General features: G+C 64.7%; 26 protein-coding genes. 15 read left to right on the top strand and 11 right to left on the bottom strand.

All coding sequences use genetic code 11. The features are described from left to right. The first annotated feature begins 14 nt into the window (after nucleotides 1–14). The 5 genes from addB (at nucleotide 15) to CK230_RS21315 (ending at nucleotide 7,750) form a co-directional block, all read left to right on the top strand. Complete coding sequence (gene addB, locus CK230_RS21335) at nucleotides 15–3,134, top strand: double-strand break repair protein AddB (RefSeq protein ID WP_095819110.1); 3,120 nt, start codon at nucleotides 15–17, stop codon at nucleotides 3,132–3,134. Then, nucleotides 3,131–6,643, top strand: a complete 3,513-nt coding sequence (gene addA / locus CK230_RS21330) for a double-strand break repair helicase AddA (protein ID WP_095819109.1) — start codon at nucleotides 3,131–3,133, stop codon at nucleotides 6,641–6,643. The genes addB and addA overlap by 4 nt, the downstream gene beginning before the upstream one ends. 74 nt (nucleotides 6,644–6,717) lie before the next feature. Further along, nucleotides 6,718–7,041, top strand: coding sequence for a thioredoxin (gene trxA / locus CK230_RS21325; RefSeq protein WP_095819108.1), 324 nt, complete (start codon nucleotides 6,718–6,720; stop codon nucleotides 7,039–7,041). 130 nt (nucleotides 7,042–7,171) lie between these two features. Further along, a complete protein-coding gene (locus CK230_RS21320; RefSeq protein ID WP_095819107.1) occupies nucleotides 7,172–7,453 on the top strand; it encodes a cupin domain-containing protein in 282 nt (93 codons plus the stop codon). A gap of 72 nt (nucleotides 7,454–7,525) precedes the next feature. Continuing rightward, the gene (locus CK230_RS21315) at nucleotides 7,526–7,750 is read left to right on the top strand and encodes a plasmid stabilization protein (protein ID WP_095819106.1); all 225 of its coding nucleotides are present in this window, start codon (nucleotides 7,526–7,528) and stop codon (nucleotides 7,748–7,750) included. Between the two features lie 5 nt (nucleotides 7,751–7,755). Here CK230_RS21315 and CK230_RS21310 read toward each other — a convergent pair whose 3' ends face one another. From CK230_RS21310 to CK230_RS21285, 6 genes are all read right to left on the bottom strand, one after another. Next, nucleotides 7,756–8,175 carry a VOC family protein gene (locus CK230_RS21310; protein WP_095819105.1) on the bottom strand — a complete coding sequence of 140 codons (420 nt, stop codon included), beginning with the start codon at nucleotides 8,173–8,175 and terminating at the stop codon, nucleotides 7,756–7,758. A 100-nt stretch (nucleotides 8,176–8,275) separates the two neighbouring features. After that, nucleotides 8,276–9,601, bottom strand: a complete 1,326-nt coding sequence (locus tag CK230_RS21305; RefSeq protein ID WP_095819104.1) for a folylpolyglutamate synthase/dihydrofolate synthase family protein — start codon at nucleotides 9,599–9,601, stop codon at nucleotides 8,276–8,278. Between the two features lie 135 nt (nucleotides 9,602–9,736). Beyond that, nucleotides 9,737–10,663, bottom strand: a complete 927-nt coding sequence (gene accD / locus CK230_RS21300; protein WP_095819103.1) for an acetyl-CoA carboxylase, carboxyltransferase subunit beta — start codon at nucleotides 10,661–10,663, stop codon at nucleotides 9,737–9,739. A 39-nt stretch (nucleotides 10,664–10,702) separates the two neighbouring features. Beyond that, nucleotides 10,703–11,542 carry a tryptophan synthase subunit alpha gene (trpA, locus tag CK230_RS21295; protein WP_095819102.1) on the bottom strand — a complete coding sequence of 280 codons (840 nt, stop codon included), beginning with the start codon at nucleotides 11,540–11,542 and terminating at the stop codon, nucleotides 10,703–10,705. 2 nt (nucleotides 11,543–11,544) lie between these two features. After that, nucleotides 11,545–12,765: a tryptophan synthase subunit beta gene (trpB, locus tag CK230_RS21290; protein ID WP_095819101.1), complete on the bottom strand. Its 1,221-nt coding sequence runs from the start codon at nucleotides 12,763–12,765 to the stop codon at nucleotides 11,545–11,547. An 87-nt stretch (nucleotides 12,766–12,852) separates the two neighbouring features. Beyond that, the gene (locus CK230_RS21285) at nucleotides 12,853–13,512 is read right to left on the bottom strand and encodes a phosphoribosylanthranilate isomerase (protein ID WP_095819100.1); all 660 of its coding nucleotides are present in this window, start codon (nucleotides 13,510–13,512) and stop codon (nucleotides 12,853–12,855) included. Nucleotides 13,513–13,622: 110 nt separating this feature from the next. On the opposite strand from CK230_RS21285, the gene CK230_RS21280 reads away from it, so the two are divergent. After that, entirely contained in the window at nucleotides 13,623–13,838 is a 216-nt protein-coding gene (locus CK230_RS21280; RefSeq protein WP_095819099.1) for a hypothetical protein, read from the top strand. Nucleotides 13,839–14,152: 314 nt separating this feature from the next. Here the strand turns inward: CK230_RS21280 and CK230_RS21275 are convergent, their stop codons facing one another. The 4 genes from CK230_RS21275 to CK230_RS21260 form a co-directional block, all read right to left on the bottom strand. Beyond that, on the bottom strand, nucleotides 14,153–14,911 hold the full coding sequence (locus CK230_RS21275; RefSeq protein WP_095819098.1) for a M48 family metallopeptidase: 759 nt from the start codon (nucleotides 14,909–14,911) through the stop codon (nucleotides 14,153–14,155). Between the two features lie 223 nt (nucleotides 14,912–15,134). After that, complete coding sequence (locus CK230_RS21270) at nucleotides 15,135–15,614, bottom strand: DUF2852 domain-containing protein (protein WP_095819097.1); 480 nt, start codon at nucleotides 15,612–15,614, stop codon at nucleotides 15,135–15,137. A 115-nt stretch (nucleotides 15,615–15,729) separates the two neighbouring features. Continuing rightward, nucleotides 15,730–16,872 (bottom strand): benzoate/H(+) symporter BenE family transporter, encoded by a 1,143-nt coding sequence (locus tag CK230_RS21265; protein ID WP_095819096.1) that lies wholly within the window; start codon nucleotides 16,870–16,872, stop codon nucleotides 15,730–15,732. Between the two features lie 2 nt (nucleotides 16,873–16,874). Next, nucleotides 16,875–17,645, bottom strand: a complete 771-nt coding sequence (locus CK230_RS21260; RefSeq protein WP_095819183.1) for an alpha/beta hydrolase — start codon at nucleotides 17,643–17,645, stop codon at nucleotides 16,875–16,877. 215 nt (nucleotides 17,646–17,860) lie between these two features. On the opposite strand from CK230_RS21260, the gene infC reads away from it, so the two are divergent. The 9 genes from infC to CK230_RS21215 all read left to right on the top strand — a co-directional run bounded on the left by infC (nucleotide 17,861) and on the right by CK230_RS21215 (nucleotide 25,671). Next, nucleotides 17,861–18,397, top strand: coding sequence for a translation initiation factor IF-3 (gene infC, locus CK230_RS21255; protein ID WP_095819095.1), 537 nt, complete (start codon nucleotides 17,861–17,863; stop codon nucleotides 18,395–18,397). Between the two features lie 183 nt (nucleotides 18,398–18,580). Continuing rightward, a complete protein-coding gene (locus CK230_RS21250; RefSeq protein WP_095819094.1) occupies nucleotides 18,581–19,228 on the top strand; it encodes an isoprenylcysteine carboxylmethyltransferase family protein in 648 nt (215 codons plus the stop codon). Between the two features lie 117 nt (nucleotides 19,229–19,345). Beyond that, nucleotides 19,346–20,071 (top strand): hypothetical protein, encoded by a 726-nt coding sequence (locus CK230_RS21245; RefSeq protein ID WP_141246068.1) that lies wholly within the window; start codon nucleotides 19,346–19,348, stop codon nucleotides 20,069–20,071. A gap of 213 nt (nucleotides 20,072–20,284) precedes the next feature. Then, nucleotides 20,285–20,488, top strand: a complete 204-nt coding sequence (gene rpmI / locus CK230_RS21240) for a 50S ribosomal protein L35 (RefSeq protein WP_027166935.1) — start codon at nucleotides 20,285–20,287, stop codon at nucleotides 20,486–20,488. A gap of 36 nt (nucleotides 20,489–20,524) precedes the next feature. Then, nucleotides 20,525–20,926 carry a 50S ribosomal protein L20 gene (gene rplT / locus CK230_RS21235; protein WP_040968947.1) on the top strand — a complete coding sequence of 134 codons (402 nt, stop codon included), beginning with the start codon at nucleotides 20,525–20,527 and terminating at the stop codon, nucleotides 20,924–20,926. Between the two features lie 106 nt (nucleotides 20,927–21,032). Further along, complete coding sequence (pheS, locus tag CK230_RS21230; protein ID WP_095819182.1) at nucleotides 21,033–22,166, top strand: phenylalanine--tRNA ligase subunit alpha; 1,134 nt, start codon at nucleotides 21,033–21,035, stop codon at nucleotides 22,164–22,166. Beyond that, complete coding sequence (locus CK230_RS21225) at nucleotides 22,163–22,615, top strand: GFA family protein (RefSeq protein WP_095819092.1); 453 nt, start codon at nucleotides 22,163–22,165, stop codon at nucleotides 22,613–22,615. Before pheS ends, CK230_RS21225 begins: the two co-directional genes overlap by 4 nt. After that, nucleotides 22,612–25,020: a phenylalanine--tRNA ligase subunit beta gene (gene pheT / locus CK230_RS21220; RefSeq protein ID WP_095819091.1), complete on the top strand. Its 2,409-nt coding sequence runs from the start codon at nucleotides 22,612–22,614 to the stop codon at nucleotides 25,018–25,020. Before CK230_RS21225 ends, pheT begins: the two co-directional genes overlap by 4 nt. Nucleotides 25,021–25,068: 48 nt before the next feature. Next, nucleotides 25,069–25,671, top strand: coding sequence for a nucleotidyltransferase family protein (locus CK230_RS21215; protein WP_095819090.1), 603 nt, complete (start codon nucleotides 25,069–25,071; stop codon nucleotides 25,669–25,671). Between the two features lie 294 nt (nucleotides 25,672–25,965). Here CK230_RS21215 and CK230_RS21210 read toward each other — a convergent pair whose 3' ends face one another. After that, entirely contained in the window at nucleotides 25,966–26,961 is a 996-nt protein-coding gene (locus tag CK230_RS21210; RefSeq protein ID WP_095819089.1) for an aldo/keto reductase, read from the bottom strand. Nucleotides 26,962–26,980 lie beyond the last annotated feature (19 nt).

Here is a 26,980-nt window from a genome sequence, read left to right as displayed (position 1 = left end):
CGATCTAATGCGGTATGAGCGGCGCGCGCCGCGTCCTTTCCATCCCATCCGGAGCGCCGTTTCTGCCGACGCTGGCGGAGGCGTTGCTCGATGGGCGGCTGATTCCCAGCTTCCGTTTTGACGGCGAGCCATTGGCGCTCGCCGACGCCACCATCTATGTGCCGACGCGGCGTGCGGCGCGAGCACTGCGCGGAGCCTTCGTCGACATGCTCGGTCAACGCTCGGCCATCCTGCCGACGGTGCGGCCGCTCGGCGAATTTGACGAGGACGAGGCGGCCTTCGACGCCGAGGCGGCGCCGGCGATAGACCTCGCGCCGCCGATCGCGGCGCAGGAGCGGCTGTTGTTGCTGGCGCCGTTAGTGCGCGCCTGGAAGGAAAGCCTGCCGGCGCATGTCAGAGAGCGGTTCAACGAGGAATTCGTCGTGCCGACCTCGGCCGCCGACGCCATCTGGCTGGCGCGCGACCTCGCCCGGCTGATGGACGAGATCGAGACCGAAGGCACGGATTGGGCGAAGCTTGCGACGCTGGTCACCGGCAACCTTGCCGGATGGTGGCAGGTGACGCTCGATTTCCTCGGCATCGTCACCGACAACTGGCCGGAATTGCTCAAGGAACGAAACCGCTCCAATCCGGCCGCGCATCGCAGCGCGCTGATCCGGCTCGAAGCGGCGCGGCTGAAGCGCAATCGGCCGACCGGGCCGGTGATCGCCGCCGGTTCAACTGGCTCCATTCCCGCTACCGCCGAATTGCTTGGCGTGATCGCCGGACTGCCCAACGGCGCGGTCGTGTTGCCCGGGCTCGACCGCGAACTGGACGACGCATCCTTCGCGGCGATCACGGCGCCCGGCGCGCGTCCGGCAACGCTCGGCCATCCGCAATATGGCCTCGCCAAGCTGATCGGCGGCATCGGCATTCCGCGCCGCGATGTCGAGGATGTCGTCGCCGCGCCGCCGCCGCTGGCGCTCCGCGCGGCGCTTGTCGGCGAAGCGCTGCGGCCGGCCGAAACCACCGAATACTGGACCGAGACGCGCCCGCGCTTCATGTCATATGACATCGAACAGGCGCTTGCCGGCGTGACGTTGGTGGAAGCGCCGAACGAACGCGACGAAGCCGCGGCAATCGCCATCGCGCTGAAGCGCGCCGTCGAGTCACCGGGTAAGCGCGCGGCACTGGTCACCGGCGACCGCGCGCTGGCGCGGCGGGTTTCGGCGGAGCTGCTGCGCTTCGGCGTCGTCGCCGACGATTCCGGCGGCGCGCCGCTCATCAACACGCGGGCCGCCAGCCTGCTCAGGCTCGCGTTGAGCGCTGCTTTCCGGCCCGGCGATCCAGTCGGCCTGCTCGCCCTGCTCAAGCATCCGCTGCTCGGGCTCAGCCTCGAACGCCAGAGCGTGCGCAAGGCCGCCGAGCTGATCGAGCTGGTCGCTCTACGAGGAGGCACGGGCCGCCCGGATGTCGCATCGCTCGGCGCGCTTTTCGAGACGCGGCTCGCTGAACTGAGCGGCGACACCCGCCAACCCTTCTGGTTTTCACGCCTGACCGTGCGCGGTATCGAGCAGGCGCACGCCATGCTTAGCCGCCTTACCAAGGCGCTGCTGCCGCTCACCGCGATGCGCGATGAGAGAAACGCCGACATCGCGACGCTGACACGCGCCAGTGTCGTCGCGCTAGAGGATCTCGGCCGCGCCGCCGATGGCAGCCTCGCCGACCTCTATATCGGCGACGCGGGCGAAAAACTCGCCGAGCTGTTGCGCGGACTGGTGGCGGCATCCTCGCCCTTCACCTTTGCCGCTTCGGAATGGCCCGACGTGATGGAAGCTCTGATCGCGCCGGAGACGGTGAAGCCGGCGCAAGGCACCGACCGCAACATCGCCATCTGGGGCGCTCTGGAAGCCCGATTGCAGAATGTCGACACGCTGGTCATCGGCGGGCTCAATGAAGGGGTTTGGCCGCGCAAGCCCGAGAGCGATCGCTTCATGTCGCGGCTAATGAAGACCGGCATCGACCTCGAGCCGCCGGAGCGGCGCATCGGCCTTGCCGCGCATGATTTCCAGATGGCGATGGGCGCGGCGGAAGTGGTGCTGACGCGGTCGGCGCGGTCGGGCGACGCGCCGGCGGTGCCGTCGCGCTGGCTGCAGCGCATCCTAACCTTCATCGGCAAGGAGCCGGCGGGGGCGCTGCGCGGGCGGGGCGACGCGCTGCTTGCCTGGGCGCGCGCGCTCGATGCCGGCGAGAAGAAGGATTTTGCCGCCCGCCCGCAGCCCAAGCCGCCGCTCAGCATGCGCCCGCAGCATTTCTCGGTCACCGAGATCGAGATGCTGCGCCGCGACCCCTACGCGGTCTATGCACGGCGCATCCTCGGCCTGATGCCGCTCGAGCCTTTGATCCGCGATCCGGGCGCCGCCGAACGCGGCACTTTGTTCCACGAAATCCTGCATCTGTTCTCGCGGCGGGTGGAGGATCCAAGGGCGCCAAATGCGCTGGCGAGCCTCATCGAGGCCGGCCGTCTCTGCTTTGCCGAGGCAAAGCTTCCGCCGGATATCGAAGCTATCTGGTGGCCGCGTTTCGAAAAGCTCGCCGAAAATATCATCGAATGGGAGCATGGCCGCGCCGATTCGGTCACGAGGCGCTACGCTGAGGAACGGGCCGACAAGACGGTGGTCGGCCGCACCGGCGTGACGCTGTCCGGCTATGCCGACCGAGTCGACCTGCTTGCCGGCGGCATGGCCGACATACTCGACTACAAGACCGGCTCCTCGCCCTCGAAAGCGCAGGCGCACACGCTGCTGTCGCCGCAGCTTGCGCTGGAGGGCGCGCTGCTGAGGCGTGGCGCATTCAGGGACCTGGGCATCCGCGAGCCTTCGCAGCTTGCCTTCGTGCGGCTGAAGCCGAATGGCGAGGTGTTCGAGGAATCGATCCTCGAATACAACCGCAAGCCCCGCACCGCCAACGACCTGTCCGAGGAAGCCTGGGCACGGCTGGAGCGGCTGCTTTTCCACTACGCCGACCCGACCACCGGCTATCTGTCGCGCGCCCTGCCCTTCCGCGAGGGCGAAGCCGACGGCGATTACGATCATCTGGCGCGCGTGCTCGAATGGTCGGCCGGCGGCGCCAGCGAAGACGAGGCGGAAGGATGAAATATCCGATCCCCTCCGATACGGCCGCCAGCCAGGCGCGCGCCTCGGATCCCGCCTATTCCGCCTGGGTGTCGGCCAATGCCGGCTCGGGCAAGACGCATGTCCTGGCGCAGCGCGTCATCCGGCTGCTGCTCAACGGCACCGATCCGTCGAAGATCCTGTGCCTGACCTACACGCGCGCGGCCGCCGCCAACATGTCGAACCGCGTGTTCTCGACGCTCTCTGAATGGACGGCGCTGCCCGATGCGGAGCTGGCGGTCAGGATCGCGGCGCTGGACGGCCGCGGCGCCGACCGTGACATGATGCGGCGCGCGCGGCGCCTGTTCGCCGAGGCGCTCGAGACACCGGGCGGGCTGAAGATCCAGACCATCCACGCCTTCTGCGAATCCGTGCTGCACCAGTTCCCGCTCGAGGCCAACATCCCGGCGCATTTCGAGATGCTCGATCCGCAGATGGAGGCCTCGCTGTTCGCCGATGCCCGCCGCGACATGATCTCGGGGGCGGGCGCCGGAGTCGAAGGGTTAGCGGAAGCCTTCGCCACCGTGCTGGAGCGCGGCGGCGAGTTCGGTCTCGATACGCTGCTTGCCGAGATCGTCGGCAAACGCGACGAGCTGCGCGGTTTCATCGCCAAGCTCGGCAGGGATCGGGACGTCCGGCCGTTGTTCGCGGAGTTCGGCTTTAGCCCCGGACAGACGGCCGGGGGCATCGCCGCTTCGCTCTGGCCGCTGCCCGGCTTCGACCCCGGCCAGTTCGCCGAATTCGCGCAGGCCGCCGAAGCAGCCGACGCGCGGCAGGTGATGAACAATGTCATCCCCTATGCGCGGGGCGCCTTCGCCGAAGCCGACCCGATCCGACGCCTGCGGCTGCTGGCAAAAGCCTTCCTGAAGGCCGACGGCGACCCCTACGACCCGCCCAAGATCTTCAAGAAGGCGCTGGTCGACCGGCTGCCGGATCTGCCGGACCGCTATCTGGCTGTGGCCAAGGCGATCCTCGACGTAACCGACCGGCTGGCGCTGTTCCGCATGCTGGAAGGCACAGCGGCGGCGCTGACCGTCGCCGGCTGGCTGATCGCGCGCTACGAGCAGTTGAAGCGCGGGCGGGGCTTCCTCGACTTCAACGACCTCATCACCCGCACCGTGAGCCTCTTGTCGCGGCCCGATGCTGGACCATGGGTGCAGTTCAAGCTCGACCAGGGCATCGACCACATCCTGCTCGACGAGGCGCAGGACACCAGCCCCGATCAGTGGGAGGTGGTGAAGAAGCTGACGGAAGAATTCTTTGCCGGGCTCGGCCAGCGCGAGGCGGTCACGCGTACGATCTTTGCCGTCGGCGACGAGAAGCAGTCGATCTACTCCTTCCAGGGCGCGGCGCCCGATTCCTTTGCCGAAAGCCGGCTGTTGTTTGCCGGGCGCGTGCGCGACGCCGAAGCCGCCTTCGCCAATCTCAAGCTCACCTGGTCGTTCCGGTCGAGCGACGACGTGCTAGCCGCGGTCGACCGCGTCTTTGCCGAACCGGGTGTCAGGCGCGGCATCAGCCACGATCCCGATCCGCTCAGCCATAAGGCGATCCGCAACGACGCGCCGGGCTATGTCGAGGTGTGGCCCTCGATTGGCGCCGAAATGGTCGAGGAGCCGGACGACTGGACCTTGCCTGTCAACCATGCCAGCGCGCCCGCGGTGCGCGTCGCCGAGCATGTGGCGACGACCATCCAGACCTGGCTCAAGCACGGCGAAATCATCGAGGGTAAGGGCCGGAAACTGACTGCCGGCGACATCCTGGTCCTGGTGCGCAAGCGCGACCGCTTCGTTCATGCGCTGTCGCGCAGCCTGAAAAACCGCCAGATCCCGGTCGCAGGCGCCGACAGGCTGAGCCTGCCCGGCCATATCGCCGTGCAGGATCTGATCGCGCTCGGGCATTTCCTGATCCAGCCGGAGGACGATCTTTCTTTGGCCGCGGTGCTGCGCAGCCCGATCTTCGAGGTTTCGGAAGAGACCTTGCTGGCGCTTGCCGGCGAGCGGCCGAAGAGCCAGTCGCTGATCGCCTCGCTCAGGCATCATGCGGCCGAAGATGTGGCCCTCGCCGCTGTCGTTAGCCGGCTCGATGGCTGGGCGACCGAAGTGGCGTTCAAGCCGGTGTTCGAATTCTATGCCGCGGTCCTGGCGCGCGACGGGTTGCGCCGCAAGATGACGGCGCGGCTGGGACCCGAGGCCGGCGACATCCTCGACGAATTCCTGAGCTTTTGCCTGGCCGAAGAACGCACTGGACTGCCGGGGCTGGAATCCTTCCTGTCGACGCTGGAAAATGCCGGCCCCGAGATCAAGCGCGAGATGGACCAGACGCGCAACGAGGTGCGGGTCATGACCGTGCATGCCGCCAAGGGCCTCGAAGCACCGATCGTCTTCCTGGTCGATGGCGGCTCGGCGCCGTTCAGCGACCAGCATCTGCCGCGGCTGATGCCGTTCGAGAGCTCGGGGGCGCAGTGGAAAGGCAAGGGCTATCTGTGGCGCTCGGCCAGCGACGTCGCCAATGGCGTCTCGAAGGCGGCCTCGGTGCGGGCGCGCGCACTGGCGGACGACGAATACCGGCGGCTGCTCTATGTCGGCATGACACGCGCCGAGGACCGGCTGGTCGTCTGCGGCTATCACGGCAAGCGGCAGCCCAGCCCCGGCACCTGGCATTCGATCGTCAGCCGGGCATTGCTGGGTGTCCCCGAGAGTTCCGAACGGCGGCATCCCGCGACGGCCGACGTGACGGTGCATCGCTTCCACATGACCAGATTGCCGCCAGTGGCGCCGACCGGCGTCGACGAGGCAGGCCCGTTCGAGCATACCGCACCATTGCCGGACGGCCTGTTCCGGCCGCTGCCGCCCTATGAGGAACTGCCGCGGCCGCTTTCGCCTTCCGGCGCCTCGGCGCTGATCGAGGAAGCGAAAGACGCCACCCCCGATACGCGCTCGCCGGTGCTCGACGCTGCTGCCGAGCCCGGCTTCGCCGTCGTACGCGGCCTTGCCCTGCACAAATTGCTGCAGATGCTGCCAGGCGTCGCCGAGGCGCAAAGGCGGGAGGCCGCGGAGCGCTATCTGGCGCGCGCCGGCGCCGATTGGCCGGCCGAGGAGCGCGACAAGGCGCTTGAGGCGGTGCTCTCCATCCTGTCCGACAACCGCTTCGGCCCGCTTTTCTCGCCGTCCTCGCGCGCCGAAGTCGCGATCATGGGCAGCCTCGAGGTGAAGGGCAGGCTGCGTTCGATCTCCGGCAAGATCGACCGGCTGGCGGTCACGCCACAAGCAGTCTCGATCATCGACTACAAGACCAACCGGCCGGCCCCCAAAAACCTGGCGGAAGTGCCGCCTGCCTATCTGCTGCAGCTCGCGCTCTACCGCGCCTTGCTCCAGCCGCTCTATCCGGGACGCGAGGTGACGGCAGCGCTGCTGTTCACCGAGGCGCCGCGCCTGATCGAGCTGCCGGCCGCGACTATGGACGCTGCCCTTGCCCGACTCACGACAGCGTGACACAAGAACTGCTTGAACATCACCGCCACAACCACCACATTTGGTGCAACCCGAGTTTTTGAAAGGATTTCAGCATGGCCACCGTCAAGGTCGACAATGGCAATTTCCAGGCCGATGTGCTCAACGCCAAGGAGCCGGTCGTGGTGGATTTCTGGGCGGAGTGGTGCGGTCCGTGCAAGATGATCGGCCCGTCGCTGGAAGAGATCGCCAAGGAGCTCGGCCCGAAGGTGAAGATCGCCAAGCTCAACATTGACGAGAATCCGGAGCTTGCCGCGCAGTTTGGCGTGCGCTCGATCCCGACGCTGATGATCTTCAAGGGCGGCGAAGTGGCCGACATGAAGGTGGGCGCCGCGCCGAAGACCGCGCTGTCGCACTGGATCAATGGCGCCATCGCCTGAAGCCAGTCCGAAAGGTTCAAGATCAAGCCCGGCCATCGCGCCGGGCTTTTCTTTGGCGCCATCGCTCGTGGCGCCCTGGCCCTGACTTTCGCGCCCGCCATCTCCTCTTCTACAGGAAAAGGAGAACGCCATGACCGGAACAGCCAAGGCCACAGTCCATGTCGACAATGAGCGGGTGATCGTCACCGAGTACCGCTTCGCGCCGGGCGCCAACACCGGCTGGCACCGCCATGGCCATGACTATGTCGTCGTGCCGCTGATGGACGGCAAGGTGAGGCTGGTGACCAAGGACGGCGAATCCTTCGCCGAAATGAAGAAGGGAGCGCCCTATTTCCGCAGGGAAGGCGTGGAGCACGACGTCATCAACGCCAATGACGGCGAATACGCTTTTATCGAGATCGAGCTGAAGTAGCCGGCTAGCCATCACCTGCCATCTTGATGGCAAAGCTCTGTCGGTGTCTATTTCCGGCAAGCGGAGTTCGAAATGGCCGAACCAAAACTCTCAGTCCGCAGCGCGAAAGCATGGAACCTTGCTCATCGACTTGCGCGTCGCGAGAATCGTTCCATAGCCGATGTGATCGAACGCGCGCTCGAGTCCTATGAGATTCAGGAAGCACGGCGCGAACCCGCATCCAGTTTCTATGCTCGACTGATTGCAAGCAGCGGAGCCGACATCGATCTGGAGAAAATTATCCGCGAAGGCTGCTAAATTAGTCACCAGTCGGCGACGCGATCGCCGCCGGTAAACTGCGCGCTTTTGCCGGTGTATTCGAACAGTTCGATCCTCACGCCGTTGGGGTCACTGATCCAGGCTTGGTAAGTGTCGTCGCAGGCGAGCTTTTTCGGGGTGACCGCGATGCCTTTCGACCTGATGTGGGCGATCGCTGCGTCGATATCCTCCACTTCCAGGCAGAAATGGTTGATCTGGTTGCGGTCGCTGTGGCTGGCCTCGTGCTTTTCAAAGACCTCGACATGGCTGCGGCCGCCGCAGTCGAGATAGAAGCCGAAAATCCTGCCGTCGCGCAGGAAATTGAACCTTGTGTCCATGCCAAGCACGTCGCGATAGAAGGAGCGCGTTGCGTCCAGGTCATGCGCGAAGATGCAGACATGGGCGAGCTGCCTGACTTTGATCATGGCCGGTTCCTTTCGGCCCCCGCCGAAATCCGCAGCGCTGTCTTGATCTTTTGGCGCAATTTCAGACGGAAAACCGCTTCACACTTTTCCTGAAATTGCTCTAGGTCGGCGGCGTGCCGTTCTCGGCCAGCACGGCGCCGGCGAAATAGAGCGAGCCGCCGATGAGGATACGCGGCGCGGGGCCGTCCCAGCTGTCGCGCAACAGCATCAGCGCGCTGGCGACGGAGCTGACCGGCTCAGCCGACAGGCCGGCCTCTTCGGCACGCAATGCCAGCTCGTCATTCGGCACGCCGGCGTCGCTGTTCTCTACCGGCACGGTATAGACATGGCGGGCCAAGCCCTTGAAAGCGCTGAAATAGCCGGTCTGGTCCTTGGTGTTGATCATGCCCGAGATCAGCACCAGCGGCCTCGGATTCTTCTCCTCCTGTTCGGCCAGGGCCTCGGCGATGACGATGCCGGCGCCGGGGTTGTGGCCGCCGTCCAGCCAGATGTCGGCGCCCTTCGGCGCAAGCTCCACCAGCTTGCCCTGCGTCAGCTTCTGCATGCGTGCCGGCCAGGCGACATGGGTCATCGCCCGCTCGGCGGCGCGATGGCCGATCTCGAAGCCGGCCGCCTTGACGGCGGCGATCGCCGCCGCAGCGTTGGCGTATTGATGGCGCCCGGGCAGGCGCGGTAAGGGCAGGTCCATCAACCCGTCCTCGTCCTGGTAGACCATGCGGCCGTTTTCCTCGAAAGCGAGGAAATCCTGGCCATAGACCACGGTCGGGCAATCCAGCCGCTCGGCCGTCTCGATCAGCGCCTGAAGCGCTGTGTCGCTTTCCTGGGCGCCGATCACCACCGGGCAGCCGCGCTTCATGATGCCGGCCTTCTCGGCAGCGATCAGCTCGACGCGGTCGCCGAGATAGGCTTCGTGGTCCATCGAGATCGGCATGATCACCGAAACGGCGGGCCGCTTGACGACGTTGGTAGCGTCGAAGCGGCCGCCAAGGCCGACCTCGATGATCGCGGCCTCCGCCGGGTGCTCCGAAAACAGAATGAAGGTGACGGCGGTGAGAATCTCGAAGACGGTGATCTTCTGGCCTTGATTGGCCTCGGCGACACGCGCGATGGCCTCGGCAAAAACCTCGTCGTCGACGAGCTTGCCGCCGCCCTCGGCCGCCAGCCGGTAGCGCTCATGCCAGTTCACCAGATGCGGCGAGGTGTGGACGTGGACGAGATGGCCGGCCGCCTCCAGCAGCGCGCGCGAGAAGGCGGCGCAGGAACCCTTGCCGTTGGTGCCGGCGATGTGGATGACCGGCGGCAGCCGGTCCTGCGGATTGCCGAGGCGTTCGAGAAGCCTGCTGACGCGGTCCAGCGAAAGGTCGAAGCCTTTCGGATGCAGCGTCATCAGATGTTCGATTTCGCGTTCGGCGGAGAGCGTTGTCATGATGGAATCCTAGCGCATGCATCCGAAACCGGGAATCGGTTTCGGAACGGCCACGCGCAAATCAGAGGCTACAGCAGACAACGGACGGCGCAAATCGCGGTTCGCGGCGAACGATGTCGCGTCGGGCCGATCCTGTCAGGCTTGCGGCCGTGCCTCGGCCTTGACCACCGCCGGCGGCAGGATTTCCGGCTCCAGCGGCTTCTCGGCCACAGGTATCTTGAGCAGCATCTTCAAGAGCCGGGAAATGGTCTGGCGCATCTCGAGCCGCGAGACGACCATGTCGACCATGCCGTGCTCCATCAGATATTCGGCGCGCTGAAAACCATCGGGCAGCTTTTCGCGAATGGTCTGCTCGATGACGCGCGGGCCGGCAAAGCCGATCAGCGCGCCGGGCTCGGCAATGTGGACATCGCCCAGCATGGCGTAGGAGGCGGTGACGCCGCCCGTGGTGGGGTTGGTCAGCACGACGATATAGGGCAGGCCGGCTTCCTTCAGCCGGTCGACGCCGACCGTGGTGCGCGGCAATTGCATCAGCGACAGGATGCCTTCCTGCATGCGGGCGCCGCCGGAGGCGGCAAACAGGATCAGCGGCCGCTTGCGCTGCAGCGCCACCTCGAAGGCGTGCACGATGGCTTCGCCGGCGGCCATGCCGAGCGAGCCGCCCATGAAGGCGAAATCCTGCACGGTGACGATGACCGGCAGCCCGTCGATGGTGCCGGCGCCGTTGAGGATCGCATCCTCGAGGCTGGTCTTGGCCTTCGCCTCCTTGAGGCGATCGGTGTAGCGCTTCTCGTCGCGGAACTTCAGCGGGTCCTGGACGACCTTGGGGTTTTCCAGCACCTCGTATTTGCCGTCGTCGAAGAAGTATTTCAGCCGCTCCTTGGCCGAGATCTTCATGTGATGGCCGGAAGCCGGGATGACGAACTGGTTGGACTCGAGGTCCTTGTGGAAGATCATCTCACCGGTCTCGGGATCCTTGATCCAGAGGTTTTCCGGCATGTCGGTGCGCCGGCCGAGCATCGAATTGATCTTCGGGCGAACGTAGTTCGTGATCCAGTTCATCGCTTCGGCTCCTGTACCTACGAGAAAGAGGTAGGAAAACTATTCGGCGGCAGCAAGGCGCGCCGCGCGGACGCCCTGGGCAAGGCCGCTGACCAAAGTTGCGACGGCTTCGGCCGGATCGGCGGTCTTCTCGCCCTTCGGCCCCAGCACATTGGCGATCGCGTTGACGATCGCCGTGCCGACCACGACGCCGTCGGCCGAGGCGCCGATGACGCGCGCCTGCTCGGCGGTCTTGACGCCGAAGCCGACGCAGACCGGCAGCGCGGTGTGGCCCTTGATGCGGGTGACCGCGGCCGAGACCTTGGCGGTGTCGGCGAGCGCCGAGCCGGTGATGCCGGTCATCGAGACGTAATAGACGAAACCGGAGGTGTTTTCCAAAACCTTGGGCAGGCGCTTGTCGTCGGTGGTCGGCGTCGCCAGCCGGATGAAGTTGACGCCGGCCTTCAGCGCCGGAATGCAAAGCTCCTCGTCCATCTCCGGCGGCAGGTCGACGACGATCAGGCCGTCGATGCCGCTTGCCTTGGCATCGGCGAGGAATCGATCGACGCCGTAGATGTAGATCGGATTGTAGTAGCCCATCAGCACGATCGGCGTCTCGTCGTCGCCGGCGCGGAATTCGGACGCCAGCTTCAGCGTCCTGGCCAGGGTCTGGCCGCCTTTCAGCGCCCGAAGACCCGCCGCCTGGATCGCCGGACCGTCGGCCATCGGGTCGGAGAAGGGCATGCCGAGCTCGATGAGGTCGCTGCCCGAGACGGGCAGCGCCTTCATGATCGACAGCGAGGTGTCGTAGTCAGGATCGCCGCCCATGACGTAGGTGACGAGAGCCGGACGGCCCTCGGATTTGAGCTTCGCCATGCGACGGTCGATGCGGGTGGTCATTGTCAGATCTCCATGCCCAGCATGTTGGCCACCGTATGCACGTCCTTGTCGCCGCGGCCGGACAAATTGACGATGACGAGCTGGTCCTTGTCCATCTTCGGCACGATCTTCATCGCATGGGCGATGGCATGCGCCGATTCCAGCGCCGGGATGATGCCTTCGACCCTGGTGGTGAGCTGGAACGCCTCCAGCGCCTCGTCGTCTAGGATCGGCTCATACTGGACGCGGCCGGAATCGCGCAGCCAGGAATGCTCCGGACCGACGCCGGGATAATCGAGGCCGGCCGAGATCGAATGGCCGTCGAGGATCTGGCCGTCGGCGTTCTGCAACAGATAGGTGCGGTTGCCGTGCAGCACGCCGGGCTTGCCGGCATTCATCGAGGCGCAATGCTCGACACCGTCGAGGCCGCGCCCACCGGCCTCGATGCCGATGATGCGCACGTCCTTGTCGTCGAGGAAGGGATGGAAGAGGCCAATGGCGTTGGAACCGCCGCCGACAGCGGCGATGATGACATCCGGCAACCGGCCTTCCTGCTCCAGCATCTGGGCGCGGGCCTCCGAGCCGATCACCGACTGGAAGTCGCGCACCAGTTCCGGATAGGGATGCGGGCCGGCGGCGGTGCCGATCAGGTAATAGGTGTCCTCGACATTGGTGACCCAGTCGCGCAGGGCCTCGTTCATGGCGTCCTTCAGCGTGCCGTGGCCGGCGGTGACCGGCCGCACCTCGGCGCCGAGCAGCTTCATGCGGAAGACGTTCGGGCTCTGGCGGGCGACATCGGTGGCGCCCATGTAGACGACACAAGGATAACCGAAGCGCGCGGCAACGGTTGCCGAGGCAACGCCGTGCTGGCCGGCGCCGGTCTCGGCGATGATGCGCTTCTTGCCCATGCGCTTGGCGAGCAGGATTTGGCCGAGGCAGTTGTTGATCTTGTGCGAGCCGGTGTGGTTGAGGTCCTCGCGCTTGAAATAGACCTTGGCGCCGCCGAGATGCTTTGTCAGCCCTTCGGCGAAATAAAGCTTCGACGGCCGCCCGGCATAGTGGGTCGACAGGTTCTGCAGCTCGGCCTTGAACTCCGGATCGTTCTTGGCGTGGTTCCACTGCTCCTCGAGGTCGAGGATCAGCGGCATCAGCGTTTCGGCAACGAAACGGCCGCCGAAAATGCCGAACATGCCCTGCTCGTCGGGTCCGGTACGGAAGGAATTGGGCATAGCCGGCTTGTTCATCGCCGATCTCTCCTTGACTTAAGTGAGCATGCCCCTGTCGGAAAACCGGATTCCACTTTTCCGGGACATGCTCGGGTTTGAGCCTGCTCAGGCGGCGCGGTCGTCGCGCGCGGCCCTGACGGCCCGGAAAAACTGCTCGATCAGCGCCGGATCCTTGACACCCGGAGAGCTTTCCACGCCGGACGAAACATCTATTCCGGGAGGGGTGGCGAGTCTCAGGGCATCGCCGATATTGGCGGCGTTGAGCCCTCCGGAAAGCATGTAATCGAGCCCGGCGTCAAGGCCGGCAAGGATGCGCCAGTCGAAGGCGACGCCGTTGCCGCCCGGCAGTTGCGATCCCTTCGGCGGCTTGGCGTCGAACATGAAACGATCGGCAATGCCTACGAATGGCTTTGTCCGCTCGAGATCGGCGGCCTCGCTGACGGAAAACACCTTCATAACCGGCAGGCCATATCGGGCCTTGAGCTCCGCCACGCGCTCGGGCGTTTCCGAACCATGCAGCTGCAGCACGTCCGGCTGCATTTTTGCGACGATGTCATCCAGGAACGCATCGTCGGCGTCGACGGTAACGGCAACCGCCAAGGCCTTGCCGCGCGCCGCTTCGCGCAGGCGGCCGGCCTCGGCCGGCTCGACATAGCGCGGGCTCTTCGGAAAGAAAATAAAGCCGACATGGCTGGCGCCGCCGGCAAGGGCGGCCGCCATCGCGGCGTCGGTCTTCAATCCGCAGATCTTGATGTCGAGCGTCATGGGCCGGGCTTGGCACGAAACGGCCAGAGAGTCGAGAAAAAGCATGCTGTTGCCGGTACGGCGGAAAACACTACCTTCATATAGGGACCACAGGCGGGAGCAGGACAATCATGGCCGACCGGACCGTTGCCGAACTCAAGCAGAAGATCGCGCAGGCGCGCGAGGTGATCGCGCATCTGATGGACAAGGCCGCCTTCAACGGCGCCGAGGCGCACCGAGCGCTGGACTATTTCGGCAGCGATGCCTTCGACCGGGATTTCCTGCCTTGGCCGCATATCGAGGAAGGGTTGCGGCCGGAGGAATTGAACGCGGCGAATGACGATTGAGGGTGCGTTCAGGCGAGGCAACCACGCGGTCGTCATCCTAGGGCGGGCCGACGCGAAGCGGCGCGCAGACCCTAGGATCGATGCCGTTACATCAGCCGAAGGGGCACCGGCGGAGAATATTCTCTTTTTCGTTCAACGACATAGCATCGTTTGCACCGCTGCGGCGCTCGCACGTTACGGCATGGATCCTAGGGTCTGCGCGCGTCGCTTCGCTCCTTGCTTCGCCCTAGGATGACGAGGCTGAGATGGCTCGGCCAATCTCCAGCGTTGCGCTAGCGGTGGCGGCGTTCTTCGCACCGCTGCATCCGCTGACACTACTCAAACACAATCGCTTGCAACGCCCCGCCATTGCGCTTCAGCCAGTCCTTGCAGCGGTCGGTGTCGGGGCACAGCTTCTCGCACAATTTCCAGAACTTCGGGCCGTGGTTCATCTCCTTGAGATGCGCCACCTCATGCGCCACCAGGTAGTTTATCACCGCCGGCGGCGCCATCATGATGCGCCAGGAGAAGGAGAGATTGCCCTCCGAGGTGCATGATCCCCAGCGGCTGGAGGTATCCTTGTACCTTATAGCCTTGGCGCGCTTGCCGACCGCCTCGGTGTGCTTGACCACCAGCTTCTCGATCTCCTTCTTGGCCTCGCGCTTGAGGTAATCGGCGATGCGGCGCGGCAGATGGATGCGCTCGCCATGGACGACCAACAGCGGGCCGCGATCGTCGCGCAGGATGGTGACAGTGCCGCGCTTCGACGGCTCATGCACGATGCGATGCGGCACGCCGCGGATCGGGATTTTTATGCCGGGCCGCACCTGTGGGCGGGTCGGCACCTTGGCCAGACGCTGCTCCAGCCAGTCCTGGTGGCGGTGGAGGAATTTTTCCACCTCGCCGCGGCGCAGGCCTGGCGGCACGGTGACGCGCAGGCCCTGGCCGCCGGAATCGATGCGCAAAGTGAGCCGCCTGGCCCTGGCGCTTTCGACGATTTTCAGCGGCAGCGTGCGGCCGGCGACGCAATGTTCGCGCTCCACGACTGGCGTGGGCTTTGGCTTGGTCAGATTGCGAAAGAAGCCGAGGGTCATGGCTGGACGATACGCGATTCGAAAAAAACGGCCAGTGGCGGGGTGCACCATAGAGAACAAAAAAGAAACGGCGCCGCAAGACGCGACGCCGCATATCGTACCGGAGCCTGTCCCTACAGCGCCGCGCGTCCTTTTCGGACGCGCAAAGGACGCTGTAGCACCTTAAATGGGCGCATGACCTTTTCCGAAAATCGGCGTCGATTTTCGGGGTCATGCGCCGGCTTCAGTCGTCGAGCAGGTTCGTGCCCTTGCCGCGCTTGGAAGCGGGCTTATCGCCCGACTCGGTGGTGGTCGGCGCGGTATGCTTGTTGCGGTTGGCCATGAAGCGGTCGAACTCTTCCTGGTCTTTGGCGCGGCGCAGTTCGCGGGCATAGTCGTCGAACTCGGTCAACATCTCGTCGAGCTTGCGGCGCTCTTCGGCCAGGCGTTCCAGTTCCTTCTCGCGCCAGTCGTCGAAGGCGACGTTGCCGGTGCGGGCCGAACCGTGGCCCCAGCGGGCCGCCTTGTCGGACCCGCGGCGGCAGCCGGCGAAGATGCCGTCGGTCGCGCGGTTGACGTCACGCTTGAACCCTTCCAGCCGGTCGCCCCAGATGATGTAGGCGAGCATGGCGAAGCCGAGCGGCCAGAACACCATGAAGCCGATGACCATCAATGCGATGGTGGCCGGCGTCCAGGCCGGACGGATCAATGCACTCGTATTCATTTCTCCCAATCCTTCCATTGGAGACAGCCAAACCGGCTGCGTGGAATCGAAATGGGAAGGCGGAATCGGCGATTCAAGGCAAATCCGACTAAAACCGGCGAAGCGTCTGAAATGATTATCGCTTTTTGAGTTTTTCCAGGAAAAGCACTGCCATTCCGGCAACCAGCCCCCAAAATGCCGCGCCGACACCGACGAGCGTGAGCCCCGAAGCCGTCACGGCGAAGGTGACGGTGGCCGGCATGCGGTCGCCCGCGTCATGAAGGGCTATCGACAGCGCATTGGCAAGCGGCGCCGTCAAGGCGAGCCCCGCGACCAGCACGATCAGGCTTTGCGGCAAAACCGCGAAGATCGCCACCAGCGAGGCGCCGAAGATCGCGAAGATGAAATAGGCGAGCGCGTAGAACGGCCCGGTCTTCCACCGCTCGGCGGGATCGGGATGGACATCGGGGCCGGTGCAGATGGCGGCCGAGATCGCCGCGAGATTGGTGGTCGCGGCGCCGAACGGCGCCGAGAGCAGCGAAAACAGGCCGGTGACGCCGATCAGCGGGCCGGGTTCGGGGTGATAGCCGGCGGCGCGCAGCACCGCGAGGCCGGAAAGGTTCTGCGAGGCCATGGTTACCAGATAGAGCGGCAGGGCGAGGCCGATGATCGCCGATGCGGTGAATTGCGGCGCAATGAACGTCAATGTCGACAGTTCCGGCATCGGCAGGCTGCCGACGCGGCCGGTGAGGAAAGCGGCAAGGCCGCCGCCGATCAGCACCACCAGCACCGACAGAGCCGGATTGAACAGGCGGATGACGAAGAAGGCGGCGATCAGCGGCAGGATCAGCCAGGGATCGGCGGGGATGGTCCTCACCGCATTGGCGGCGAAGCTGACCAGGATGCCGGCTAGCATGCCGGACGCGACCGAGGCCGGGATCTGCGCGATCAGCCGGGTCAGCGGCTTGAACAGGCCGGTGGCGACCAGAAGGACACCGGTGACCATGAAGGCGCCGACGGTCTGCGGCATCGTGAAACCGCTGGAGGCCGCGATCAGCGCGAGACCCGGCGTCGACCACGCGGTGATGATCGGCATTTTCGTGCGCCAGGACAGCCACAGGCATTCGATCGTCATGGCCAGGCAGATCGCCGTCACGCCGCTCGCGGTCTCGATCTGGGTGGCGCCGACCGCCTTGGCGGCCGCGATGACGAGGGCCAGCGTGCCGCCAAAGCCGACGATCGCGGCGACGAAGGCGGATATCGGGATGGAGATGCGCATGGTCAGGCCGCCCGCCTGACCATGTCGGCGACGGCGCGCTTCAGCATGTCGAGATCCTCGGGACGGGACAGACGATGGTCGCCATCGGGGATCAGCGACAGCGTCACATCGTCGGCGGGCAGCATCGATGCGAGCTTCAGGGCATGGCTGGACGGCACGTCCGGATCGGCAAGGCCCTGCAATATGTGCACCGGACAGTGCGTGTCGATCGGTCCGGTCATGACCCGGTTGGCGCGGCCGTCCTCGATCAGCGCTCGGGTGTAGATATAAGGCTCGTCCGAATAGTCGGACGGCTCGGCGAAAAACCCCTTTTTCGAAAGATCGCGCTTCTGTGCCTTGGTCAGCACCGGTTCGATCAATTCGATCGTGAAGTCAGGCGCCGGCGCAAGCAGCACGAGACCGGCCACGCGGTCATCGCCCGCCCGGCGCAATTCCTGCACCATGCGCAGCGCAATCCACGCCCCCATCGAGGAGCCGACCAGGATCTGCTTGCCTTTGCTGAAGCGCCGGAAGACGGCGAGGCTCTCGGCCAGCCATCTGGAGATCGTACCGTCTGCGAATTCGCCCCCCGACTCGCCGTGCCCGGAATAGTCATGACGCAGATAGGCGTGGCCCTCGCGAGCGGCCCAGCCGGCAAGCGTCTCCGCCTTCGTGCCCAGCATGTCGGACTTGTAGCCGCCGAGCCAAACGATACCAGGCGCAGCGCCGGGCGCTTGCCTGACGGCGATGCTCGACCCGTCCACATCGATGAAAACCGGAACGCTGGCGGCCATGGGCTTGTCCTTTCCGGCGGTCTTTTGACACAGGCGGTGGTTCAACGAAAAGTGCTCGCGGCATTTCTTTGCTTGGTGCAGGTAAAGGCAAGCGGACAGGTGATTTTCCAACCAGCCTATGCTATTGACTCCGGCCGCGCGCTCACCACATAGGCGCGTCCACCTATTTCGCATCTGAAGAAACCCTGAACGAAACGGCCGAGGAGACCACGACCATTCGCAGACCTTTCAAAGCAGCGGCACCCACCAAGGACGGGCCGCGCTCCAACCGAGACATCCGGGTTCCCCGGGTCCAGCTTATCGACGCCGAAGGCCAGAACCGCGGCGATGTTTCCATCAACGACGCGTTGCTGCTCGCCGAAGAGGCCGGGCTCGATCTCGTCGAGATATCGCCTAATGCGGTACCGCCGGTCGTCAAGATCCTCGATCTCGGCAAGCTGAAATACGCCAACCAGAAGAAGGCGGCCGAAGCGCGCAAGAACCAGAAGGTCATCGAGATCAAGGAGATCAAGATGCGCCCGAACATCGACAGCCATGACTACGACACTAAGATGAAGGCCGTGCGGCGCTTCTTCGAGGAAGGCGACAAGGTCAAGCTGACGTTGCGCTTCCGCGGCCGCGAGATGGCGCATATGGAGCTCGGCATGCAGCTTCTGAACAAGGTGCGCGAGGAAGTGGCGACCATCGCCAAGGTCGAGGCAGAGCCGAAGCTCGAAGGCCGCCAGATGATGATGGTTCTGGCGCCGCGCTAAATCCCGCCAAAATCATGGTGCAGGGGCGTCCCGACGATCGGCGGGACGCCTGTTTTCTATCCGATCGCCTGCTACTCGACCGGGTTTTCCCGGTCGCGAGCCAATCGACGATCAAGTTTCCTTGATCGCGAGCAAATCTCGACGATCGCTTCGCGATCGCGAGCAAACGATCGGGTTTTCCTCATGGCCGATAAATTGAAGTCCAAGCCTGCCCGGCAAACGCCGGGTCTCGGCGGCTATCAGCATATGCGCCGCCTCGTGCTGGCCGTTCTGATCGTGGTGCTGTTTGCCGCGCTTCTGTTCGGCCAGTCGACTTTTCCGCCGAACACGCCGGTGCACGAGTCGATCGAGATGTTCGGCGTGCTCCTGATCTTCCTCGGCATTGTCGGACGGCTGTGGTCGACGCTCTATATCGGCGGGCGCAAATCCTCCGAAGTGGTCACCGGCGGGCCCTATTCGATCACCCGCAATCCGCTCTACCTGTTTTCGACGGTGGCCGCCGCCGGCGTCGGCGCGCAGATCGGCTCGTTTTCAGGCATCATTCTCTTTGCGCTGCTGTGCGCCGGCGCGTTCCACATCGTCATCCTGCGCGAGGAGCGCTATCTGAAGGAAGTGCTCGGCGGCCCTTATGCGGCCTATCTTGCCAAGGTGCCGCGCTTCTTCCCGAACCTTTCGCTCTACCAGGAGGGCGACACCGGCAGCTTCAAGCCGCGCCTGCTGTTGAACACGCTGCTCGACGGCCTGGTGTTCCTGGTGGCGCTGCCGGCCTTCGAGCTGATCGACGGAGCGCAGCAAACCGGAGTGCTGCCGGTGTGGTTCACGCTGCCCTAAGGCGCTGACAGCCCAAGCACCCTTGAAACTCTGGCTGGCGAAAACAGACAGATTAATAATCTGGCTACGGGGGCAGTGTAGGGATAATCGCGTCTAACAAAAGCGGGCGGGCGTGTAGTGACGGGCGCGAGGCTTGGTATTTCGGCGTATGCGAATGTCTTTCGAATTGCGCGGCCTTTGCTGCGGGGCCTTGCCCTTATCCTTGCGCTGTCACTCGCCGCGTGCGGCTTCCTTGCCGACGTCTGGGAATGGAACCAGAAGTTGACGGTCGAGGTATTCGTCGACGGCAAAGTGGTTTCCGGGTCGGCGGTGTCGCACGTCTGGTGGCAGGAGGCCAATGCGCTTGACGTCTACCCATCGGGCTACAACGGCGAAGCGACAATGGTCGACCTTGGGCCAAGAGGCAAACTCTTCGCGCTGATAGGTGAACAGACCAAATACGTCGCCCAATACACATTGCACGATGAGTTGGGTTACACTCGCAGCGACTACGAAAGGCTCCTGCCGGCAATCGCGCGTTTTCGCGGCTCACGAGATGTTTCGCATGACCGATATCCGTTGCTTGTGACTTTTACAAATCTCAGCGATCCAACTACCTTACGTAAGGCAGATCCGGAGAACCTCGCGGCGGCATTTGGCCCGGGCGTTTCGTTAAAAGTTATCAGGCTTGAGATTACCGATGAAAAGGTGACCGAAGGGATTGTCGAAAGATATCTTCCCTGGCTTGAGGCGGTTGGGCGATCCAGATCCACGCTAATCCCAAATCCCCCCAAATTTCTGAAAGATGCGTCTGATATTCAACGGGTCAATTCGGGGGATTTCAGCACGGAACTCTTCAAATGAACGGATCAAAGGCGACGTGCCGTCTTTCGGCGCAGCAGGGGCAGACAACGTCCAAGGGTGTTGCGCACCGGCGCCGTTTGATCTATAGGACCGCCGTTCCAAGAAAACCGCCCGGCAGGGCATGCCGTGGCGGTTTCATTTGCTTTTCGGGCTTTGGTCGGCCCGAAGCGAGAAAAGAAGCGCGATGGTGCGCCACCAATACGGAGTAGCAAAATGCCCAAGATGAAGACCAAATCGGCCGCCAAGAAGCGGTTCAAGATTACTGCCACCGGCAAGGTGCTGTCGGCTGCCGCCGGCAAGCGCCACGGCATGATCAAGCGTTCCAACAAGTTCATTCGCGATGCCCGCGGCACGATGGTTCTGGCTGAACCGGACGGCAAGAAGGTCATCAAGAATTTTCTGCCGAACGGCCTCTGAGCATTCGGCCTGGTTACGTTTTAAGGAGATCATGACATGGCACGCGTAAAGAGAGGCGTTACCGCCCACGCCAAGCACAAGAAGGTCCTGAAAGCCGCCAAGGGCTTCTACGGCCGCCGCAAGAACACCATCCGCATCGCCAAGCAGGCGGTGGAGAAGTCGCTGCAGTACGCCTACCGCGACCGCAAGAACCGCAAGCGCTCGTTCCGCGCGCTGTGGATCCAGCGCATCAACGCGGCGGTGCATGAGCACGGCCTGACCTATGGCCGCTTCATCGACGGCCTCAACAAGGCCGGCATCGAGATCGACCGCAAGGTCCTTTCGGACATGGCCATCCACGAGCCGCAGGCTTTCGCCGCGCTGGTGGCCAAGGCCAAGGTGGCGCTCGAATATCTGAAGAACACCACGCCGAATGCTTTTGAGAGCGCTGTCGCCTAAGCCAGCGCTTCCCAAGCATTTCTAGTACTGATTTGGGGAACCCGCGCTGGCACGGCTGGCGCGGGTTTTTCTTATGCCTGATCAAACCAAGATGGTGACGCGCCACATGGGTGCCGTCCGCCCGAACGAAGAGAGTTTCGCCGTGAACGCCACTGCTGGAAATCTTGAAGCCCTGGAAGCTTCGTTGCTCGCCGAGATCGCGGCAGCTTCGGACGAGGCCGCGATCGAGGCGGTGCGCGTCTCGGCGCTGGGCAAGAAGGGCTCGATCTCCGAAATGCTGAAGACGCTGGGCGCGATGAGCGCCGAGGAGCGCCAGGTGAAGGGTCCGGCGATCAACGGCCTCAAGAACCGCGTCACCGAGGCGCTCACCCAACGCAAGGCGGAACTCAAGGACGTGGCGATCGCCGCCAGGCTCGAGGCCGAGAAGGTCGATGTCACGCTCCCCGTTCGCCAGTCGCCGGCGGAGCGCGGCCGCATCCATCCGATCAGCCAGGTGATCGACGAGATCGCGGCGATCTTCGGCGATCTCGGCTTCTCGATCGCCGAAGGTCCGGATATCGAGACCGACTATTACAATTTCACGGCGCTGAATTTCCCCGAGGGCCACCCGGCGCGGGAGATGCACGACACCTTCTTCTTCCAGCCGGACGAGAAGGGTGAGCGCAAGTTGTTGCGCACGCACACCTCGCCCGTGCAGATCCGCACCATGGAGCGGCAGAAGCCGCCGATCCGCATCGTCATCCCCGGCAAGACCTATCGGCAGGATTCGGACGCCACGCACTCGCCGATGTTCCATCAGGTCGAGGGGCTGGTGGTCGACAAGTCGGCCAATGTCGCCAACATGAAATGGGTGCTGGAGGAGTTCTGCAAGGCCTTCTTCGAGGTGCCTTCGGTCAAGATGCGCTTCCGTCCGTCTTTCTTCCCGTTCACCGAGCCCAGCCTCGAGGTCGACATCCAGTGCGACCGGTCGCGTCCGGGCGAAGTGCGCTTCGGCGAAGGCACCGACTGGATGGAGATCCTGGGCTGCGGCATGGTGCATCCCAACGTGCTACGCGCCGGCGGGCTCGATCCCGACGAGTATCAGGGCTTTGCCTGGGGCATGGGCATCGACCGCATCGCCATGCTGAAATACGGCATGCCGGACCTGCGCGCCTTCTTCGACGCCGACGTGCGCTGGCTCAGCCATTACGGGTTCCGGCCGCTCGACCTGCCGACGCTGTTCGGGGGGCTGTCTGCATGACGGCACCACACACCGGCGGCTGCCGTTGCGGCGCGGTGCGGTTCGAGGCTACCGCCGAGCCGCACCACATCAGCTATTGCCATTGCGGCGACTGCCGGCGCGCCAGCGGCGCGCCGGTGTCGGCCTTTGTCGGCTTCCTGGCTGACCAGGTCGCGCTCAACGGCAAATCGCTGAAAAGCTACCGCAACGGCCCGGTGGAGCGCACCTTCTGCGGCATTTGCGGCTCGCCGATCGCCTATACCGACCGGCGGCTCGACAACAAGATCTATTTCATGCTCGGCGCCATGGATATGCCGGCCTATTTCAAGCCGACGCTGCATGCCCATGTGCGCGAGCAACTACCCTTCCTGCACATGCCGGACGATTTGCCCAGGCATCTGAAGACCAGCGTGCCCCGACCCAATCAACAAGGGCCTGAAGGGCAAGGACCGAACGGAACAGAACCATGAAATTCACCCTCTCCTGGCTCAAGGACCATCTCGAGACCGATGCCTCGCTTGCCGAGATCGTCGAGCGGCTGACCGCGATCGGCCTCGAAGTCGAACATGTCGACGACAAGGCTGGCCTAAAACCCTTCGTCATCGCCAAGGTGCTGACGGCGATGCAGCATCCCGACGCGGACCGGCTGCGCGTGCTGACCGTCGACACCGGCGACGGCAAGCCGCCGGTGCAGGTGGTGTGCGGGGCGCCCAATGCCCGCGCAGGCCTGATCGGCGCCTTCGCCGCGCCCGGCACCTATGTTCCGGGCATCGACGTGACGCTGTCGGTCGGCAAGATCCGCGGCGTCGAGAGCCATGGCATGATGTGCTCGGAGCGCGAGCTTCAAATCTCCGACGAGCATAACGGCATCATCGATTTGCCCGATGACGCGCCGGTCGGCACCGGCTTCGCGGCTTACGCGCATCTCGACGATCCGGTGATCGAGATCAATCTGACGCCGAATCGGCCGGACGCGACCAGCGTCTACGGCATCGCGCGCGATCTCGCGGCGAGCGGGCTCGGCCGCCTCACCGGCGGCGCGATCATGCCGCATGCCGGCGAAGGCCTGTGCCCGGTCAAGGTCACGATCGAGGCGCCGGAGCTTTGCCCGGGCTTCGCGCTCAGGCTGGTCAAGGGCGTCAAGAACGGCCCGTCGCCGAAATGGCTGCAGCAGCGGCTGATCGCCATCGGGCTTCGCCCGATCAGCGCGCTGGTCGACATCACCAACTACGTCACCTTCGACCGCGGCCGGCCGCTGCATGTGTTCGACGCGAAGAAGGTCGCCGGCAACCTCGTGGTGCGGCGCGCCAGGGACGGCGAGAAGGTGATGGCGCTTGACGGGCGCGAATACACGCTGACTCCGGAAATGTGCGTGATCGCCGACGACAATGGCGTCGAATCGATCGCCGGCATCATGGGCGGCGAGCATTCGGGCTGCGACGAGAACACCACAGACGTGCTGATCGAATCCGCGCTCTGGGATCCGATCACGACGGCCCGGACCGGCCGGACGCTCGGCATCATCACCGATGCGCGCTATCGCTTCGAGCGCGGGGTCGATCCCGAATTCATGGTCCCGGGCGTGGAGCTCGCGACCAAGCTGGTGCTCGATTTCTGCGGCGGCACGCCTTCCGAAATGGAGGTGGCCGGCTATGCAGGCCACAAGCCGAAGATCGTCACCTTCCCGCTTTCGGAGGTGAAGCGGCTGACCGGTATCGAGGTGCCGAGGGCGGAGGCGCTGGACATCCTGACCCGGCTGGGCTTCGAGCCGCAGGGGTCCGGCGAGGTCGTCAAGGTGAAGGTGCCGTCGTGGCGGCCGGATGTCGACGGCAAGGCCGACCTGGTCGAGGAGGTGATGCGCATCCACGGCGTCGACAACATCGCGCCGCGGCCGCTCACGTCGCATGACGCGGTCAACGGCAAGATCCTGACCACGCTGCAGGTGCGCACCCGCGCGGCCAAGCGGGCGCTCGCCGTGCGCGGCATGATGGAGGCCGTCACCTGGTCGTTCATCCCGGCAAAGCACGCCGAACTGTTCGGCGGCGGCCAGAACGGCCTGAAACTCGCCAACCCGATCGCCGCCGACATGTCCGACATGCGGCCCTCGCTGCTGCCGGGACTGATATCCGCCGCGCAGCGCAATGCCGACCGCGGCATCGGCGACGTAGCGCTGTTCGAGGTGTCGGGCACCTATGAGGGGGATGCGGCCGACCAGCAGCGGCGCGTTGCCGCCGGCGTCAGGCGCGGCACCGCCAAGCTCGAAGGTTCGGGCCGCAGCTGGGCCGGCAATGCCGGGCCGGTCGGCGTGTTCGACGCCAAGGCGGACGCGATCGCGGCGCTGGAAGCCTGTGGCGCGCCGGTCGACCGGCTGCAGATCGAGCCCGGCGGCCCGGCCTGGTACCATCCGGGACGCTCCGGCACGATCAAGCTCGGCCCCAAGACCGTGCTCGGCACTTTCGGCGAATTCCATCCGAAGACGCTTGAGACGCTCGATGTCTCCGGGCCGATCTGCGGCTTCGAGGTTTTCGTCGACGTCGTGCCGGAGCCGAAGGCCAAACCGACGCGTACCAAGCCGAAGCTGGAACTCTCGCCGTTCCAGGCGGTGAAGCGCGACTTCGCCTTCGTCGTCGACCGGACGGTAGAAGCCGGCACGCTGGTGCGGGCAGCCTTGGCCGCAGACAAGAAGCTGGTCACCGGCGTTTCGGTGTTCGATGTCTTCGAGGGCGCGTCGCTCGGCGAGGCCAAGAAGTCGATCGCCATCGAGGTCTCGATCCAGCCGGTCGAAAAAACGCTGACCGACGAGGATTTCGAGGCGCTGGCAAAGCGCATCGTCGAGAACGTCAACAAGCAGACGGGCGGCGTGCTGCGCGCATAAGCGCTTCCATGGGATTGCCGGCAGGTGGCGAATCGCCTCCAAAGGGCGATGAGCCATCTCCGCTATTCCGGCCTTCCCTTCGAAAAGCAGTGTGCGGCGTTCCTCGCCATCGTCGCGGCGGACCCGCTGTTGGCCGAGACGCTGGCGCGGGCGCGAGAACTTGCGCTGCCGGATTGGCTGGTGGTTTCCGGCGCGCTCTACAACAGTGTGTGGAACCATCTGACCGGCAGGCCGCCGGGCTATGGCATCAAGGATGTCGACCTGTTCTATTTCGACGACGCCGATTTGTCCTACGAGGCCGAGGACGCGGTGATCCGCAGGGCGGCGGCGCATTTCGAGGGGCTGCCGCTACCGGTCGAGGTGCGCAACCAGGCGCGGGTGCATCTGTGGTATCCGCAAAAATTCGGGCGGGAATGTCCGCGGTACGCGAGTTCGAGTGAATCAGTGAGCTATTTTGCATCGAAGACGCATGCGGTTGGGGTGCGGTACGGGAAAGACGGAGCGCTGGAGTTGGTGGCGCCGTTCGGGCTCGATGATGTTTTTTCGTTTCGTATCACGCCGAACAGGGCGCTGGATAATCAGCGGACGCATGAGGCGAAGGGGAAACGGGCGCGGGAGTATTGGCCGGAAACTGAGGTGGTGGCCTGGTAGGGGCGTAGAGATAGGGTCGTAGAGATAAGAAACGTCGGCGCGAGGCCCCCCTCTCTGCCCTGCCGGGCATCTCCCCCTCAAGGGGGGAGATTGGCGGCTTCAGCGCCGGCGCTCCCCATGCAACGTTGGCGATTGGCGAAAGCCGGTGTGACTTCTGATCTCCCCCTTGAGGGGGAGATGGCCGGCAGGCCAGAGAGGGGGGCCTCGCGCCTACCTCTCGCATTTTTCAACTCGTGCGACGTGCAAAGAGAGGCGCCGTAACGCCTCCCTTGCTTCACCTCAGTGGTGACTAACTCACCCATTCACCAGCGCCAGCAGTTCCTCCGTATAGCGCTTGCCGACCACCTTATCCGGCGACAATGCATCGCCGATCGCCGCAACCTCGGCGGCACTCAGCGCAACGCCCGCCGCCGCCGTGTTCTGCTCCAGGTGCCGTATCTTCCTTGCCCCCGGGATCGGCACGATGAAATCGCCCTGGTGCAGCACCCAGGCGAGCGCCAGCTGCGCCGGTGTCACGCTCTTCTCCGCAGCCATTTTTTCCAGCGTGGCAACAACCTTGGCGTTGGCTTCCATCGCCTCGGCCTGGAAGCGCGGCAGAGTGAGGCGCCAGTCGCCGGCGCCGAGCGCGTCGGGCTTGCTGAGCGTGCCGGTGAGCAGGCCGCGACCGAGCGGGCTGTAGGGCACGAAACCGATGCCGAGCTCGCGGCAGACGGCGAAGACCTCGTCCTCCGGATCGCGGCTCCACAGCGAATATTCGCTCTGCACCGCGGCGATCGGGTGCACTGCATGCGCCCGGCGGAGCGTCGCGCCGCTGACCTCCGACAGGCCGAGCGCCCTCACCTTGCCCTCGCGCACCAGCTCGGCCATGGCGCCGACCGTGTCCTCGATCGGCACGTTCGGATCAACGCGGTGCTGGTAGTAGAGGTCGATGACGTCGGTATCGAGCCGCTTCAGCGAAGCTTCCGCCACCGCCTTGACGTGCTCGGGACGGCTGTCGACACCGATCATGCGGTCGATGCCCGAGCCGTGCTCGGAAATCTTGAAGCCGAATTTGGTGGCGATGGTGACCTTGTCGCGCACCGGCTTCAGCGCCTTGCCGAGCAGGATTTCGTTCTCGAACGGTCCGTAGACTTCGGCGGTGTCGAAGAAGGTCACGCCGATTTCGACGGCGCGGCGCAGCGTGGCGATGGCTTCCGCCTCCGGCTGGCCGCCATAAGCGAAGCTCATGCCCATGCAGCCGAGGCCGACGGGGAAGACTTCGAGTTCAGTTCCGAGTTTGCGGGTTTTCATCACGCATCTCCTTGTTGCG

The sequence above is a fragment of the Mesorhizobium sp. WSM3859 genome, assembly GCF_002295065.1.
Lineage (GTDB): Bacteria > Pseudomonadota > Alphaproteobacteria > Rhizobiales > Rhizobiaceae > Mesorhizobium.
Note: the sequence above shows the minus strand (reverse complement) of the source record. Positions and strands in the feature narration are given on the sequence as shown.